Raw genomic sequence first — 14169 nt, 5'->3', positions numbered from 1 at the left:
CGTGCGGACCGGCGGCGCCACTACCCAGAACACAGAGGGCATCTCGTATGAATGCACTTCCGCTGCTGTTGATCGGCCTTGCGATGTTCGCGGGCGGATATCTCCTCTACTCGAAATTCCTGGGCAACCGGGTCTACAAACTCGACGCGTCCTTCGCGACCCCCGCGCACGAGATGAGGGACGGCGTGGACTACGTCCCCACCAACAAGTTCGTGCTGTGGGGCCACCACTTCACCTCGGTCGCGGGCGCAGCGCCGATCGTCGGCCCCGCTGTCGCCGTGATCTGGGGCTGGGTGCCCGCGTTCCTGTGGGTCACCCTCGGCACCGTGTTCTTCGCGGGCATGCACGACCTGGGTGCCCTGTGGGCCTCGGCGCGCAACAAGGGCCGCTCGATCGGCGCGCTCTCCAGCCGCTACATCGGCGGCCGGGGCGCGAACCTGTTCCTCGTCGTGATCTTCCTGCTGCTCCTGATGGTGGTCGCGGCCTTCGCGGTGGTCATCAAGAACCTGCTGATCTCCACCCCCTCCGCGGTGATCCCCGCCTGGGGCGCGGTCGTGGTGGCGCTGCTGGTCGGTCAGGCGGTCTACCGCTACCGGATGAGCCTCGGCCTGGTCACCGTGATCGGTGTCGCGGCGCTCTACAGCCTGATCCTCCTCGGCGACGCCTTCCCGGTGGAACTGCCCGACCCGATCCTGGGCATGTCCCCGGCCACCTTCTGGATCATCGCCCTCTTCGTCTACGCGGGCATAGCCTCCATGCTGCCCGTGTGGGTGCTGCTCCAGCCGCGTGACTACATCAACGGCGTCCAGCTCTTCGTCGGGCTCGGCGTCCTGTTCCTCTCGGTGCTGTTCAGCGCCCCGGCGATCGTCGCCCCCGCCGTCAACGACGCCGTGCCCGCGGGCACTCCGAGCCTCATGCCGCTGCTCTTCGTCACCATCGCCTGCGGCGCCATCTCCGGCTTCCACGGCATGGTCTCCTCGGGCACCAGCTCCAAGCAGCTCGACAAGGAGACCGACGCCCGCTTCGTCGGCTACTTCGGCGCGGTCGGCGAGGGCATGCTCGCGCTGGGCGCGATCATCGCCGCCACCGCGGGCTACCGCACGATGGCCGACTGGAAGGCCGTCTACAGCGCCTTCGGCGAGGGCGGCGTCGGGGCGTTCGTCGACGGCGGCGGCGCGATCCTCAACGGCGGTCTGGGCCTGCCGGTTTCGCTCAGTTCGACGGTCCTGGCCACCATGGCGATCCTGTTCGCCGCCACCACCATGGACACCGGCGTGCGCCTGCTGCGCTTCGTCGTCCAGGAGGCCGGCGACGTCGCCAACGTGAAGATCACCAACGGTGTCGGCACCCTCGTCGCGCTCGCCGTCGGCGTGGGGCTGACCTTCAGCCAGGGCGCCGGGGGCGACGGCGGCCTCCGCATCTGGCCGCTGTTCGGCACCAGCAACCAGCTGCTGGCCTCCCTGACGCTGTCCATCGTCGCGGTCATGCTGATCCGCAAGCGGCGCAACCCGATCCCGGCGCTGGTGCCGCTCGCGATCGTGTTCGTGATGGCGTTCTGGGCCGCCCTCGTGCAGCTCGGCGACTTCTACGACACGCAGGACTGGCTGCTGCTGGTCATCGACCTCGTCATCATCGTCGCCGCCCTCTGGGTCGCCTTCGAGGCGGTCGTCGCGATGCGGCGTGCCGCGCAGGAACCGCCGGAGGCGCTCGACGCCGACGTGACGGAGAAGGCGGAGTCGAAGGCGTGACACCGTCCCGCTGGGCCTCGTTCCGGGCCGGGTTGGAGGAGTTCTACGCCGGTCCCTACCGGCGTACCTTCGCCCGCGCCCGGCGCGAGGAGGACGACCTCTTCCGGATGGTCGTCCTCGCGGAGGCCCTGGGCGTGCCCGACCCGGCGGCGTACTACACCGCCGAGCTGATGCCCGCCCTCTACGAGGACTTCCACGCCTGGCACCGCCGGATGGGCATGGACCGCTCACCACTGGAGCATGTCGCGTGCTGCTAGACCTCCTCACCTCGCGCCGCGTCGTCTTCGTCGGCGGCAAGGGCGGCGTCGGCAAGACGTCCGTCGCCGCGGCGCTCGCCCTCGGCCGGGCCCGGGCGGGCGCCCGCGTGCTGCTCGTCTCCACCGACCCCGCCCACAACCTCGGCCACCTCTGGGACCGGAGCGTGGGCGACGAGCCGCAGCGCCTCGCCGGCCCCGAGGACCTCGCCCCCGGGGCAGGAGAGGCCGCGGGGCGCGCGGGCCGCGTCGACGGGCTGGAGATCGACCCGGAGCGCACGGTCGAACAGCACCTCTCCGCCGTCGCCGGAACCATGCGGCGACTCCTCCCCGAGCGGATGCACGCACCGGCCGCCCGCCACCTCGAGCTGGCCCGGCAGGCGCCCGGCACGCACGAGTCGGCCGTCCTGGAACGGATCGCCGAAGCCGTGGAGCTCGGCGAGCAGGCGTACGACCTCGTCGTCTTCGACACCGCGCCCTCCGGCCACACCCTGCGGCTGCTCGCTCTCCCCGAACAGCTCACCTCCTGGACCGAGACCCTGCTCGCCAACCGGGACCGGTCCGAACGGTTCGGCGCCGCGCTGCGCGGCCTCGGCGGCGACCAGGAGACCGACCGCGACGCCGAGCTGCGCCGGATCCTGCTGCGCCGCCGCGACCGCTTCGCCCGGCTGCGCCAGACGGTGACGGACCCGGAGCGGACCGGGTTCGTCGTCGTGCTCACCGCCGAACGTCTGCCGATCGCCGAGACCGTGGAGGTCTACGGGCAACTCACCGGCCTCGGCGTCGACGTGACCGCGCTCGTCGCCAACCGCCGTTCCCCCGCGGACGCCGGTGAGCTGCTCGCCCGGCGCCGGGAGCAGGAGGACGGGCACCTGGTGCGGCTGCGGCAGCAGGTCCCGGACGTGCCGCTGCTCGACGTGCCGCTGCTGCCGGGGGATCTGGTCGGCACGGAGGCGCTCACGGCGCTGGCCGACCGGCTCGGCCACGCCGGTCCCTGAGGGCGCGGAGCATCCGCCGCTGTCTGCGGGCTCGTTCACCGCCCTTGCGCGGTCGGCCGGACGGGCCGGACTGCGTGCGTGGCCCTCAGACAGCGACCACGTGCACATCCTTCGGTGCCAGGACCGTCAGGCAGGCGTGGATGTCGCCCGGGTCAGTGGTGAAGACGACCGCGCTTCCGTGCCGGGCCGCTGCCAGGGCCACCCAGGCGTCCACCGCGTCCGGCCGCTTCTTCGCCGGCAGGGCGGCCTGCCCCAGAGCGAAGCCGATGCGACGCCAGTCCGTAAGGTCCGGCCCGGTCGCGCAGGCCAGACACTCGGGACGGCCTGTCTTCGTCTTCCGCATGGGCGGCTCGGACGTACGGGACTGAGGGACCGTGCTGTCCTTCAGAACCCCGGACAGGGCGTGCACCAGCGCCGGGCGGGGCCGCCACACCTGGGCGAGGACCGGTCCGAGCACCAGCGCCCGGTGCGGGACCGAGCGCAGTCCCTCATGAAGAGCCACCGCCTTCGCCTTGCGGTCGGGACGACGTGCGTGTCGAGCAGGAGTCGCATCACTGCACCCCGAAGGCGTTCGCGATGTCCTCGGGGAGCTCGTCGAAGTCGTCCGCTATGCGGATCGCGCCACGGAGCGATCCCCGCCCCGTCCGCTTCACCTGCGGGCGCAGCGGGACGACCTTTGCCACCGGCTCTCCCGCCTTGCTGATCACGACCTCCTCGCCGGTCGCGACCTGCTCGAGAATCCGTGACAGATGTGTCTTCGCCTCGTGCACGTTGTACTGGTGTGCTGCTGCTTCCATAAGCGGCCTCATCGTGGCCCTGCCGGGATTCCCGGGAAGGACTAAGCGATGGACCAAGTCCACCCGGCCCATGGACGTCGCTCGCTTGCTCGGGTTCGGCGAGGCACGGCACAGGGAGCGGTGGACGTCGGCGACGTCACCGATCCGTAAGACGCCGGCGCCCCCGGAGCGCGGGCGGGCGATTATCGTCCGAGTACCGAACCGCGACCCCGGGAGTCCCCATGCACAGGCAGTTGTCCGCCCCGGCCCTGCTGGCCGCCGTCGCGCTGACCCTGGCAGGCTGCGGAGCGCCGCAGAACGCCGGCACGGACACCGGCAAAGGCGGCACGCCTTCCGCCACCGCGCCGAGCAGCAGCGTCCCCGCCGCGCCGGAGGGCGAGAAGGACGGCGACACGGCCGCCGTTCCGGAGACCCTGCGCTTCAACGGCACCACCGTCAGCGGCGCGCGGTTCGACGCCGCGAGGCTCGCGGGCAAGCCCACCGTGCTCTGGTTCTGGGCTCCCTGGTGCCCCAAGTGCAAGGCGCAGGGGCCCGCGACGGCCGACGTCGCCGAGAAGTTCGAGGGCCGCGCGAACGTTGTCGGCGTGGCGGGCCTGGACGGGCAGGCGGCCATGAAGGACTTCGTCGCCTCGGCCGGCGTCGACGGTTTCCCGAACCTGGCGGACGAGAGCGGCGACGTCTGGCGGAAGTTCGAGATCACCCAGCAGAGCACCTACGTGATCCTCGACGCGAACGGTGAGGAGGCCTTCACGGGCAACCTGCCCGCGGGCAAGGGGCTTTCCGCCGAGGTCGACAAGCTGGTCGGCTGATCGGCCGTGTCCGACCTGCCTCTGGCGCTCGCCCTGACGGCGGGCATGCTGGCCGCCGTCAACCCGTGCGGTTTCGCGCTGCTCCCCGCCTATCTCTCACTCCTGGTTCTCGGCGACGACAGCCCCGACCGCCCGGCGGCCGTGGCCCGCGCGCTCGCCGCCACCGCCGCCATGACCGCCGGGTTCGCCGCGGTTTTCGCTCTCTTCGGGCTGGCTGTCGCGCCGGTGGCGGGCCAGGTGCAGGAGCATCTGCCCTGGTTCACCGTGGTGTTCGGTGTGCTGCTCGTGCTGGTCGGCGGCCGGCTGGTCGCCGGTGGCACCCTTCCGTCCCTGCTTCCCAGGCTGCGACGCGCACCGGCGGTGAGCCGGTCGGCGGGCTCGATGGCGCTGTTCGGCGGGGCCTATGCCCTTGCCTCGCTGGGCTGCACCATCGCCCCGTTCCTCGCCATCGTGATCTCGGCGTTCCGCAGCGGCTCGACGTTCGGCGGCGTGCTGCTGTTCGCGGCCTACGCCCTCGGCATGGGTGTCGTCGTCGGTGCGGCGGCCCTGTCGGTGGCACTCACCCGCACCGCTTCGGTCGGCGGCCTGCGCAGGCTGGGACCGGTGGCCTCGCGACTCGGCGGCGCTCTGCTGCTCCTCGCCGGCGGCTACGTGGCCTACTACGGCTGGTACGAGATCCGGGTCCTCCGCGACCCCACCACCACCGACCCGGTGATCGACGCGGCGGGCGCGTTGCAGAGCGGCGCCGCCGACCTGCTGGACAGCGTCGGGTTCCCGGCGCTCGCGGCGCTCTGCACGGTGCTGCTGGGCGCCGCCCTCGTGGTGGCCCGCCGCCGTCGGCGGGTCTCCGGGCCGGACACCGCAACGGCGTCCGGCCCGGAGACCCGCTGAGCGCCGGTCCCTCGGCGTGAGGAGCCGGCCGCGGGTGTCAGCGCGTCACGGCGCCTGCCGGCGGTTCGTCACGGCGGGCACCGTGCTGAGCGCCAGCACGGCGAGGAGTGCGGCGAGCGCGAACGCGTAGAAGCCCCAGGGGTAGGCGATGCCTGCTGTCACCAGCGCGCCGCCCAGGAAGGGCCCGACGATCGCCCCGAGACGCCCCACCCCGGCGGACATGCCGAGCGCCGTGCCCCGGATCTCCGGCGGGTACAGCTGCCCGACGAAGGCGTAGACGAGCACCTGGGCGCTGAACACGAACATGCCGGCGAGCAGGACCGCCGCGTGGACGAGCAGCGAACTGTCCATCCTGACGCTGAGCACGGCCAGGAAGACGGCCGCGAGCCCGAACCACAGCAGGACGGTCGGCTTGTTGCCGCGCGAGTCGGAGATCAGCCCGGCGACCAGGAGTCCGATCACGGCACCGATGTTGAGGACCAGCAGAAGGGTCAGTCCCGCGTCGAGCGAGTAGCCGGCCTCCTCCATGATGGTCGGCAGCCAGGTGTTGAGGCCGTAGACGAGCAGCAGTCCCATGAACGAGGCGATCCACAGGCCGAGGCTGATGCGCAGGTAGCGGCCCTTGACCACCGCGGTGCTGGTGGTCCGCCGCTCGGCCGTGCCGGTCTCCCGCCGGGCCACGGCGTCCAGGTAGGCCCCCGACTCGGGCAGTTTCGCCCACATCACGGGCAGCGAGAGCAGGCCGAGCAGGCCCCCGATGACGAACATGGCCTCCCAGCCGAAGGCGGGTATCACCACGAGCGCGAGCAGCGCGGTCAGCACGGCTCCCACGTGGTAGCCCGTCATCATGCGGGTGACCGCCGCACCGGCCCGTCCGGAGCGGGCGTACTCGGTCATGAACGCGAGCGCTGTGGGCAGGCAGGCGCCCAGTCCGAGGCCGGCCAGGAAGCGGAGCACCGCGAAGGACGCCACGTTCGGGGCGACGGCGACGGCAAGCGTCAGCACCGAGAACAGCGCGATACACGCGATGAGGCTTCTGCGCCGCCCGAACCTGTCCGTGAGCGGGCCGATCGTGACCGCGCCGATGCCGACGCCGACCAGCCCGACGGTGGCGACCATCGTCAGGGAGGCGCTGTCGAAGCCCAGCGCCCCGGTGCTGTCGAGGGTGGGGATGACCGCGCCCAGGACGACGAGGTCGAAGCCGTCGAGGGCGACCGCGAACCAGCAGAGGGCGATCGGCCACAGGCTGTGACTGCGGGGTGGTGAGGATGTCGCGGTGCTGGACATGCGGGGACTCCTTCGTCGTCGGGGATCGCACGTCGTCGGGGCGGGCGCCGTCGGGAGGGGACGGGGGTTCAGAAGCCGATCGGCAGCCCGGCATAGTTCTCGGCCAGCCCGGTGGCGCCTGCCTGGCCGGTGGCGACCCACCGCAGCTGCGACTGCTGCAGGCGGGCGTCGAACGGGTCGGTGGAGGCGTGCAGCATCGTCGTCATCCACCAGGAGAAATGGGTGCAGCGCCACACCCGGCGCAGCGCGGTCGCGGAGTAGGCGTCGGCGAGTCGCGAGTCGTTCTCGCGCAGCAGGGCGGTGAGAGCCGGCGCCAGCAGAGCGGCGTCGGCCACCGCGAGGTTGAGTCCCTTCGCGCCGGTGGGCGGCACGATGTGTGCGGCGTCCCCGGCGAGGAACAAGCTGCCGTGGCGCATCGGTTCCATGACGAAGCTGCGCATCGGGAGCACGCTCTTCTCGGTGATCGGGCCGGGGGTGAGCTGCCAGCCGTCCTGGCCGTGGCCGAGCCGCGCGGCCAGTTCGTCCCAGATCCTGTCGTTGGGCCAGTCCGCGAGGTCGGTGTCCGGGGGGACCTGGAGGTAGAGCCGGCTGACGTGTGCGGAGCGCATCGAGTGCAGGGCGAAGCCGTGGGGATGCCAGGCGTAGATCAGTTCGTCGGTGGACGGTGGCACGTCGGCGAGGACGCCCAGCCAGGCGTACGGGTAGGCGCGTCCCCAGGTCTGCTTGGCCTTCTCCGGCACGGCGGCCCGCGACGGGCCGAACGACCCGTCGCAGCCCACCACCGCCCGTGCCTCGACGCGGACTTCGGTGCCGTCGGAGTCCAGGAAGGTGACGGAGGGGCGGTCGCCGTCGATGTCGTGGACCTCGGTTCCGGTGACCTCGTAGTGGATCTGCTGCCCGGCGACGTCCCGGGCACGGCCGAGATCCTTCTGCAACTCGGTCTGGCCGTACACCCACACGCTGCGGCCCACCAGGTCGACGAAGTCGAGACGGTGCCGCTCGCCCGGCCACTGCAGGTGGATGCCGCGGTGCTCGTCGCCCTCCCGGCGCAGCCTCCCGCCGAGCCCGACCGCGTCGAGCAGTTCGACGGTCGAGCTCTCCAGGATGCCGGCGCGCACCCGGGACTCGACGTGGCTGCGGGAGCGGGTCTCGACGACGACGCTCTCGATTCCCTCCCGGCCGAGCAGATGGGAGAGGAGGAGCCCGGCCGGGCCGGCTCCGATGATGACCACCTCGGTACGCATGCGCGTCAGTACAACGTCGCCGAAGTGACGTACGCCACCAAGGTCTTCTACTCAGTGGAAGAGGCCACCAGACTCCGCTGGATTCCCTGCGCCGCCACGTTCAGCGCGGTGACCAACTGCCCCCGTCCGCGCCGCAGGTTCGACACCACGATGCCGAGCGCGGCCACCACGGCCCGGTCCGCTCCGCGTACCGGCACCGCCACCGAGCAGGCGCCGAGGCTCATTTCCTCCACGGTCTGCGCGAACCCCCTGCTGTGCACGTGCCGCAGGTCCGCGAGCAGCCGTCCCTGCTGGGTGACGGTGTAGGGCGTGACGGGAGCGAGGTCCGCGAGGACCGCGTCCCGCACATCGTCGGGCGCGTGGGCCAGAAGCACCTTGCCGACGCCGGTGGGGTGCATCGGCAGCCGCGTCCCGACGGTGCTGACGACCGGAACGGAGGCGTGGCCCATCAGCCTGTCGACGTAGAGGACCTGGGTGCCCTCCCGGACGGCGAGGTGCACCGTCGCCCGGGTGGCGGCGTAGATGTCGTGCAGGAACGGCGAGGCGATCTGCTGGAGGTCCGAGGGGCTCGGCGCGAGCAGCCCGATGTCCCACAGCCTGCGGCCGATGACGTAGTTCCCGGACGGCTGCCGCACCAGGGCACCCCATGCCACGAGTTCCGCCACCAGCCGGTGCGCGGTGGGCGGCGCCAGCCCCGCCCGGCGGGCGAGCGCACTCAGCCCCAGGCTCCGGTGCTCCCCGTCGAAGGCGTCCAGCAGCGCCAGCAGACGCGAGGCCACGCTGGCACCCGGACGCGAGGTGTTCCCCGCCATGTGCTTCCTCTTCCGCTCAGTGAAAGGCGAGTGTTCCACCGCGGGGCGGGCCGCGCCTAGGGTCTCGCAGCATGAGCGGACGAGCTGACGCGGCCGACACCTCCCAGTCGGACATCGACACCGAGATCGAAGCGATCCGCGCCGCCTCCCGGGCGAGCGGCACCGCGGAGACCCAACCGCGCCTGGACTACCCGCCGTACCGGAGCAGCATCCTGCGGCACCCGACGAAGGATCCGCACCCCGTCGCGCCCGGCACGCTCGAACGGCACGCCCCCGTCTTCGGGCAGCAGGACGTCGATCCGCGCGAGGCCGACCTGACGCTGCACCACGCCGGTGAACCCATCGGCGAACGGACGGTCGTGACCGGCCGGGTGCTCGACGGCACGGGCCGCCCCGTGGCCGGCCAACTCGTCGAGCTGTGGCAGGCCAACGCCGCCGGCCGCTACGTCCACCAGCGGGACCGTCACCCGGCGCCGACCGACCCCCACTTCACCGGCGCGGGCCGGTGCCTGACCGGGCCGGACGGCCGGTACCGCTTCACCACCGTCAAGCCCGGGCCCTACCCGTGGCGGAACCACCGCAACGCCTGGCGGCCGGCACACCTGCACTTCTCGCTGTTCGGCACCGCGTTCACCCAACGGCTGGTCACGCAGATGTACTTCCCCGGCGACCCGCTCCACGACCTCGACCCGATCCTCCAGTCGATCACCGACCGGCGCTGCCGGGACCGGCTCGTCGCCGCCTACGACCACGACGTCACCCAGCACGAATGGAGTACCGGCTACAGCTGGGACATCGTGCTCGGCGGCAGCGGCGCGACCTGGACGGAACCGGAGGAGAACCGGTGACGGGCGCCCGGCTCCCGACCACCCCGGGCCAGACCGTCGGCCCCTTCTTCGGCTGCGCCCTGCCCTACCCCGACGACAGCGCCCTCGTCCCCGCGGGAACGCCCGACGCCGTACGCCTCACCGGCCGCATCCTGGACGGCGCAGGCGATCCGGTGCCCGACGCCCTGATCGAGATCTGGCAGGCCGACCCCGACGGGCAGATCGTGCAGCAGGCGGGATCGCTCCGCCGCGACGGAACCACCTTCACCGGCTGGGGCCGCGCCGCGACCGACAGCACCGGCCGCTACGGCTTCACCACGCTCGCCCCGGGACCCACCGACGACACACAGGTGCCGTTCTTCGCCCTGACACTGTTCGCCCGCGGCGTCGGCACCCGGCTCTTCACCCGGGCCTACCTCCCCCGGCCCGCCGAACTCCTGGCCGCCGACCCGCTGCTGTCCTCCCTCGACCCCGCCCGCCGCAGCACCCTGCTGGCGTCGCACCGGGGCACCGACCTGGTCTTCGACATCCGGCTGCAGGGACCGAGCGAGACCGTGTTCCTCCACTACCCGGAGCTCCGGCCATGAGCAGCCTCTTCGCTCCCGGCGACGAACGCGCGGGGTCCGTGATGAGCGACGCCGCTCTGCTGCGCGCCCTGCTGGACGTCGAATCGGTCTGGCTCGCCGTCCTCGTCGACGCAGGAGCGGCCCCGGGCGACGCGGCCGCCGACCCGGCCGCGCTCGTCGACGGCAACGACCTCCCCGCGCTCGCCCGCGAGGCCGAACAGGCCGGCAACCCGGTGCCCGCCCTGGTGCGGCTGCTCCGCCACCGCCTCTCCGAACGCTCTCCCCTCGCGGGCCGCTGGCTGCACCGCGGCCTGACCAGCCAGGACGTCCTCGACACCGCGCTCACGCTGTGCCTGCGCGACGCCGCCGACCGAATCCTCCTCGACATCGCGCGCCAGGCCGAGGCGCTGAGCACGCTCGCCGACCGCCACCGCACGACGGTCCAGGCGGGACGCACCCTCACCCAGCACGCGGTGCCCACCACCTTCGGCCTCTGCGCCGCGGTGTGGCTCGGCGGCCTCCTCGACGCCGCCGACGACCTCGCCACCGCACGAGCCGCCCTGCCCGCCCAGGTCGGCGGCGCGGCCGGAACGTCCGCGGCCGTCGTGGAACTCGCCCGCGTCGCGGGGCACACCGAACCCGCCCGGACCGCCCAGTCCGCGGCCCGCATGCTCGCGGAACGCCTCGGCCTCGCCCCGGCACCGCCCTGGCACACCGCACGCCGACCCGTGACCCGGCTCGGCGACGCCCTCGTCGCCTGCCTCGACGCGTTCGGGGCCGTGGCCGGCGACGTCGCGCTGCGCAGCCGCCCCGAACTCGGCGAGCTGACCGAACCCGCGGCCGACGGCCGCGGCGGCTCCTCCACGATGCCGCAGAAGCAGAACCCCGTACTGTCCGTCCTCGTCCGCGCACAGTCCCTCGCCGGACCCTCGCTCGGCGCGACCCTGCACACCGCCGCCGCGGCAGCGGTCGACCAGCGCCCCGACGGCGCCTGGCACGCCGAATGGCCGGCGCTGCGGACCCTCGCCCGCCGCTGCGCCACGGCCTCCTCCCTGACCGGCGAACTCGTCACCGGACTCCGCGTGCATCCGGAGCGGATGCGGGCGACCGCTGCCGCCGCCGGCGAAGAGCTGCTCGCGGAACAGCGGTCGCTGCGCGCGCTCGCGGAACCGCACGGCTCCGCCGGCACAGGCACCGGCCCCACCGAGTACCTGGGCCTGTCCGACGAACTGATCGACGGGGCCCGCGCCCGTGCCCACCACTTCCTGGAGAACCTCTCGTGACCCCCACCCGGCCGGCGGTGACCGACTTCGGCGGCGACCACGACCGGCCGCTGCTCGTGCTCGGCCCCTCGCTCGGCACCACCGCGGCCGCCCTCTGGGAGGCAGCGGCCGCCGAACTCACCGGCCGCTTCCACGTCGTCGGCTTCGACCTCCCCGGACACGGCGGCAGCGAACCCGCCCCGCAGCCCACAATGCCCGGCCTCGCCCGGGACGTGGTGCGGGCCGTGGACGATGCCGGGGCCGAGGGCAGCACCTTCCACTACGCCGGGGACTCCATCGGAGGAGCGATCGGCCTCCAACTGCTCCTCGACGCGCCGGAACGCGTCCGATCAGCCGGACTGCTCTGCACCGGCGCACGGATCGGCACGACGGCCCAGTGGCGCGACCGGGCCCGCACCGTACGCCACCACGGCACCGAAGCCCTGCTGGAGACGGCCCCCGCACGCTGGTTCGGCCCCGGCTTCCGCACCGCGCAGCCCCGCCGCGCGCAGGCCCTGCTCGACTCGCTGCGAGCCACCGACGACCACAGCTACGCCGCCCTGTGCGAAGCACTGGCCACGTTCGACGTCCGTAGCCGCCTGGCCGGCATCGCCGCACCGCTGCTCGCCGTCGCCGGGTCCCACGACGCGGCCACGCCCACCTCGGGGCTCCGCCACCTTGCCGAGGGCGTCCCGCGCGGGCGGCTCGTCGAACTCGACGGCGTCGGCCACCTCGCCCCCGCCGAACGGCCGCGGGAGGTGGCGGCGCTCCTCGCGGACCACGCCACCGCGCCCGCGGCCGCCGACCCGACGACCGGGGCGGTGCGTGCGGCCGGCATGCGGGTGCGGCGCGAAGTCCTCGGCGACGCCCACGTCGACCGCGCCTCGGCCGCCGCCACCGACTTCACCACCGACTTCCAGCAACTGATCACGCAGTACGCCTGGGGCGGCGTGTGGACACGGCCCGGCCTCGCACGGCGCGACCGGTCGCTGATCACGCTGACCGCCCTGGTGGCCCGCGGACACCACGAGGAACTCGCCCTGCACGTCCGGGCGGCGCGGGCCAACGGCCTGACGGCCGACGAGATCAAGGAACTGCTCCTGCAGACGGCCGTCTACTGCGGCGTCCCCGACGCCAACACCGGCTTCCGCATCGCGCAGCGGGTGCTCGACGACATGGCGGAACCCGCGACCCCCCAACCCCCGCCGGAACAGGAGAGCTGATGCCGTCCCGCTTCCGCCCGTTCCCTCCCGGAGCCACTCCCGACGTGTGCGCCGCGCCCCAGGGGGCCGCACGATGAGGGAGATCTGCGACGACGCCGCCACCGCCGTGCGCGGGGTCCGGGACGGCTCCACCGTGCTGATCGGCGGGTTCGGCCGGGCCGGACTCCCCTTCGCGCTCATCGACGCCCTCCGCGAATCCGGGGCGGGCGACCTGACCGTCGTCAACAACAACGCCGGCAACGGCACGACAGGACTGGCCGCGCTGCTCGCCGCAGGACAGGTCCGCAAGGTGATCTGCTCCTTCCCCCGGCAGAAGGACTCCGACGTCTTCGACGCCCTCTACCGCGCGGGGAAGGTCGAACTCGAGGTCGTGCCCCAGGGCAGCCTCGCCGAACGGATCCGCGCGGCGGGCGCCGGCATCGGCGGCTTCTACACCCCGACCGGGTTCGGCACCCCGCTCGCCGAGGGCAAGGAGACCCGCAGCATCGATGGCCGCGACCACGTCCTCGAGCTGCCGATCCGCGGGGACGTCGCCCTCGTGCGCGCGCGGGCGGCCGACCCGATGGGCAACCTGGTGTACCGCAGGACCGCACGCAACTTCGGCCCGGTCATGGCCGCGGCCGCGACCCTGACGGTGGCCGAGGTGACCGAGGTCGTGCCGCTGGGCGCACTGGACCCCGAGGCCGTCGTCACCCCAGGAATCTACGTGGACCGGGTGGTGAGGGCCGGACCGTACCCGGCCGGTGAGGAAGGGGCCGCATGAAGGAGAACACCGTCCGCGAGCACACCGATCGCGGCCCGCTCGACCGCGACGGGATCGCACGGCTGGTCGCCCGCGACATCCCGCGCGGCGCGTTCGTGAACCTCGGCATCGGCCGGCCGACGAAGGTCGCGGACCATCTCGTGCCGGAGCAGCAGGTCGTGCTGCACACCGAGAACGGCATGCTGGGCATGGGCCCGCCCGCGCACGGCGACGACATCGACCCCGACCTGATCAACGCCGGGAAGGCACCCGTCACCGAGCTGCCCGGCGCCTCGTACTTCCACCACGCCGACTCGTTCGCGATGATGCGCGGCGGGCACCTCGACGTCTGCGTCCTGGGGGCCTACCAGGTGTCGGCCGGCGGTGACCTCGCGAACTGGCACACCGGCGCGCCCGACGCGATTCCGGCGGTCGGCGGGGCGATGGACCTCGCGACCGGCGCGAAGGACGTCTACGTGATGATGTCGCTGTTCGCCGGGGACGGCACGGCGAAACTGGTCCGGACGTGCACCTACCCCCTCACCGGTGTCGGTTGCGTCTCCCGGATCTACACCGATCTGGCGGTCTTCGAGATCACCGGAGGCGGAGTGGCGGTGCGTGAGACGTACGGCATCGGCGTGGACGCGCTCGCAGCCCGCCTGGAGGTGGAGCTGCGCAGCGCTTGACATCCTCCTTCGGCCGTACCGAC

At 72.9% G+C, this 14169-nt stretch carries 16 protein-coding genes; 11 read left to right on the top strand and 5 right to left on the bottom strand.

Annotation, left to right across the window (positions count from 1 at the left end):
* Positions 1 to 47: 47 nt before the first annotated feature.
* From ACL06G_RS09620 to ACL06G_RS09610, 3 genes are read left to right on the top strand one after another with little or no spacing between them, the layout of a single operon-like run.
* Positions 48 to 1748, top strand: a complete 1701-nt coding sequence (locus ACL06G_RS09620) for a carbon starvation CstA family protein (RefSeq protein WP_412785977.1) — start codon at positions 48 to 50, stop codon at positions 1746 to 1748.
* Entirely contained in the window at positions 1745 to 2005 is a 261-nt protein-coding gene (locus ACL06G_RS09615; protein ID WP_412785978.1) for a cory-CC-star protein, read from the top strand. Before ACL06G_RS09620 ends, ACL06G_RS09615 begins: the two co-directional genes overlap by 4 nt.
* Positions 1996 to 3000 carry an ArsA family ATPase gene (locus ACL06G_RS09610; protein ID WP_412785979.1) on the top strand — a complete coding sequence of 335 codons (1005 nt, stop codon included), beginning with the start codon at positions 1996 to 1998 and terminating at the stop codon, positions 2998 to 3000. Before ACL06G_RS09615 ends, ACL06G_RS09610 begins: the two co-directional genes overlap by 10 nt.
* Positions 3001 to 3085: 85 nt before the next feature.
* Here ACL06G_RS09610 and ACL06G_RS09605 read toward each other — a convergent pair whose 3' ends face one another.
* Positions 3086 to 3502 (bottom strand): hypothetical protein, encoded by a 417-nt coding sequence (locus tag ACL06G_RS09605; RefSeq protein ID WP_412835737.1) that lies wholly within the window; start codon positions 3500 to 3502, stop codon positions 3086 to 3088.
* A gap of 49 nt (positions 3503 to 3551) precedes the next feature.
* Positions 3552 to 3797: a type II toxin-antitoxin system Phd/YefM family antitoxin gene (locus ACL06G_RS09600; RefSeq protein ID WP_412835736.1), complete on the bottom strand. Its 246-nt coding sequence runs from the start codon at positions 3795 to 3797 to the stop codon at positions 3552 to 3554.
* A gap of 221 nt (positions 3798 to 4018) precedes the next feature.
* Between ACL06G_RS09600 and ACL06G_RS09595 the strand changes: the two genes are divergently transcribed.
* Together ACL06G_RS09595 and ACL06G_RS09590 are read left to right on the top strand one after the other, a co-directional pair.
* A complete protein-coding gene (locus tag ACL06G_RS09595) occupies positions 4019 to 4606 on the top strand; it encodes a redoxin domain-containing protein (RefSeq protein WP_412835735.1) in 588 nt (195 codons plus the stop codon).
* 6 nt (positions 4607 to 4612) lie between these two features.
* Positions 4613 to 5497, top strand: coding sequence for a cytochrome c biogenesis CcdA family protein (locus ACL06G_RS09590; protein WP_412835734.1), 885 nt, complete (start codon positions 4613 to 4615; stop codon positions 5495 to 5497).
* A 45-nt stretch (positions 5498 to 5542) separates the two neighbouring features.
* Here the strand turns inward: ACL06G_RS09590 and ACL06G_RS09585 are convergent, their stop codons facing one another.
* The 3 genes from ACL06G_RS09585 to ACL06G_RS09575 form a co-directional block, all read right to left on the bottom strand.
* Positions 5543 to 6784, bottom strand: a complete 1242-nt coding sequence (locus ACL06G_RS09585) for an MFS transporter (protein ID WP_412835733.1) — start codon at positions 6782 to 6784, stop codon at positions 5543 to 5545.
* A gap of 68 nt (positions 6785 to 6852) precedes the next feature.
* A complete protein-coding gene (locus ACL06G_RS09580; protein ID WP_412835732.1) occupies positions 6853 to 8028 on the bottom strand; it encodes a 4-hydroxybenzoate 3-monooxygenase in 1176 nt (391 codons plus the stop codon).
* Between the two features lie 47 nt (positions 8029 to 8075).
* Positions 8076 to 8840 (bottom strand): IclR family transcriptional regulator, encoded by a 765-nt coding sequence (locus tag ACL06G_RS09575; protein ID WP_412835731.1) that lies wholly within the window; start codon positions 8838 to 8840, stop codon positions 8076 to 8078.
* A 71-nt stretch (positions 8841 to 8911) separates the two neighbouring features.
* Here ACL06G_RS09575 and pcaH point away from each other — a divergent pair, with 71 nt between their 5' ends.
* From pcaH to ACL06G_RS09545, 6 genes are all read left to right on the top strand, one after another.
* Entirely contained in the window at positions 8912 to 9688 is a 777-nt protein-coding gene (gene pcaH / locus ACL06G_RS09570; protein WP_412835730.1) for a protocatechuate 3,4-dioxygenase subunit beta, read from the top strand.
* Entirely contained in the window at positions 9685 to 10254 is a 570-nt protein-coding gene (pcaG, locus tag ACL06G_RS09565; protein WP_412835729.1) for a protocatechuate 3,4-dioxygenase subunit alpha, read from the top strand. Before pcaH ends, pcaG begins: the two co-directional genes overlap by 4 nt.
* Positions 10251 to 11516 (top strand): lyase family protein, encoded by a 1266-nt coding sequence (locus ACL06G_RS09560; RefSeq protein WP_412835728.1) that lies wholly within the window; start codon positions 10251 to 10253, stop codon positions 11514 to 11516. Before pcaG ends, ACL06G_RS09560 begins: the two co-directional genes overlap by 4 nt.
* Positions 11513 to 12718 carry a bifunctional 3-oxoadipate enol-lactonase/4-carboxymuconolactone decarboxylase PcaDC gene (pcaDC, locus tag ACL06G_RS09555; protein WP_412835727.1) on the top strand — a complete coding sequence of 402 codons (1206 nt, stop codon included), beginning with the start codon at positions 11513 to 11515 and terminating at the stop codon, positions 12716 to 12718. Before ACL06G_RS09560 ends, pcaDC begins: the two co-directional genes overlap by 4 nt.
* Positions 12719 to 12791: 73 nt before the next feature.
* The gene (locus ACL06G_RS09550) at positions 12792 to 13481 is read left to right on the top strand and encodes a 3-oxoacid CoA-transferase subunit A (RefSeq protein WP_412835726.1); all 690 of its coding nucleotides are present in this window, start codon (positions 12792 to 12794) and stop codon (positions 13479 to 13481) included.
* Positions 13478 to 14146 (top strand): 3-oxoacid CoA-transferase subunit B, encoded by a 669-nt coding sequence (locus ACL06G_RS09545; protein ID WP_412835725.1) that lies wholly within the window; start codon positions 13478 to 13480, stop codon positions 14144 to 14146. Before ACL06G_RS09550 ends, ACL06G_RS09545 begins: the two co-directional genes overlap by 4 nt.
* Positions 14147 to 14169 lie beyond the last annotated feature (23 nt).

It is taken from the genome of Streptomyces callyspongiae (assembly GCF_047200695.1).
GTDB lineage: Bacteria > Actinomycetota > Actinomycetes > Streptomycetales > Streptomycetaceae > Streptomyces.
This window is presented reverse-complemented; position numbering and strand designations above follow the sequence as displayed.

Bases quoted from the DNA above. Each gene is read 5' to 3' on its own strand.
- ACL06G_RS09575 (WP_412835731.1), bottom strand. From the start codon at position 8,840: ATGGCGGGGAACACCTCGCGTCCGGGTGCCAGCGTGGCCTCGCGTCTG.
- ACL06G_RS09545 (WP_412835725.1), top strand. From the start codon at position 13,478: ATGAAGGAGAACACCGTCCGCGAGCACACCGATCGCGGCCCGCTCGAC.
- ACL06G_RS09580 (WP_412835732.1), bottom strand. From the start codon at position 8,028: ATGCGTACCGAGGTGGTCATCATCGGAGCCGGCCCGGCCGGGCTCCTC.
- ACL06G_RS09620 (WP_412785977.1), top strand. From the start codon at position 48: ATGAATGCACTTCCGCTGCTGTTGATCGGCCTTGCGATGTTCGCGGGC.
- ACL06G_RS09595 (WP_412835735.1), top strand. From the start codon at position 4,019: ATGCACAGGCAGTTGTCCGCCCCGGCCCTGCTGGCCGCCGTCGCGCTG.
- ACL06G_RS09600 (WP_412835736.1), bottom strand. From the start codon at position 3,797: ATGGAAGCAGCAGCACACCAGTACAACGTGCACGAGGCGAAGACACAT.
- ACL06G_RS09560 (WP_412835728.1), top strand. From the start codon at position 10,251: ATGAGCAGCCTCTTCGCTCCCGGCGACGAACGCGCGGGGTCCGTGATG.
- ACL06G_RS09585 (WP_412835733.1), bottom strand. From the start codon at position 6,784: ATGTCCAGCACCGCGACATCCTCACCACCCCGCAGTCACAGCCTGTGG.
- ACL06G_RS09550 (WP_412835726.1), top strand. From the start codon at position 12,792: ATGAGGGAGATCTGCGACGACGCCGCCACCGCCGTGCGCGGGGTCCGG.
- pcaH (WP_412835730.1), top strand. From the start codon at position 8,912: ATGAGCGGACGAGCTGACGCGGCCGACACCTCCCAGTCGGACATCGAC.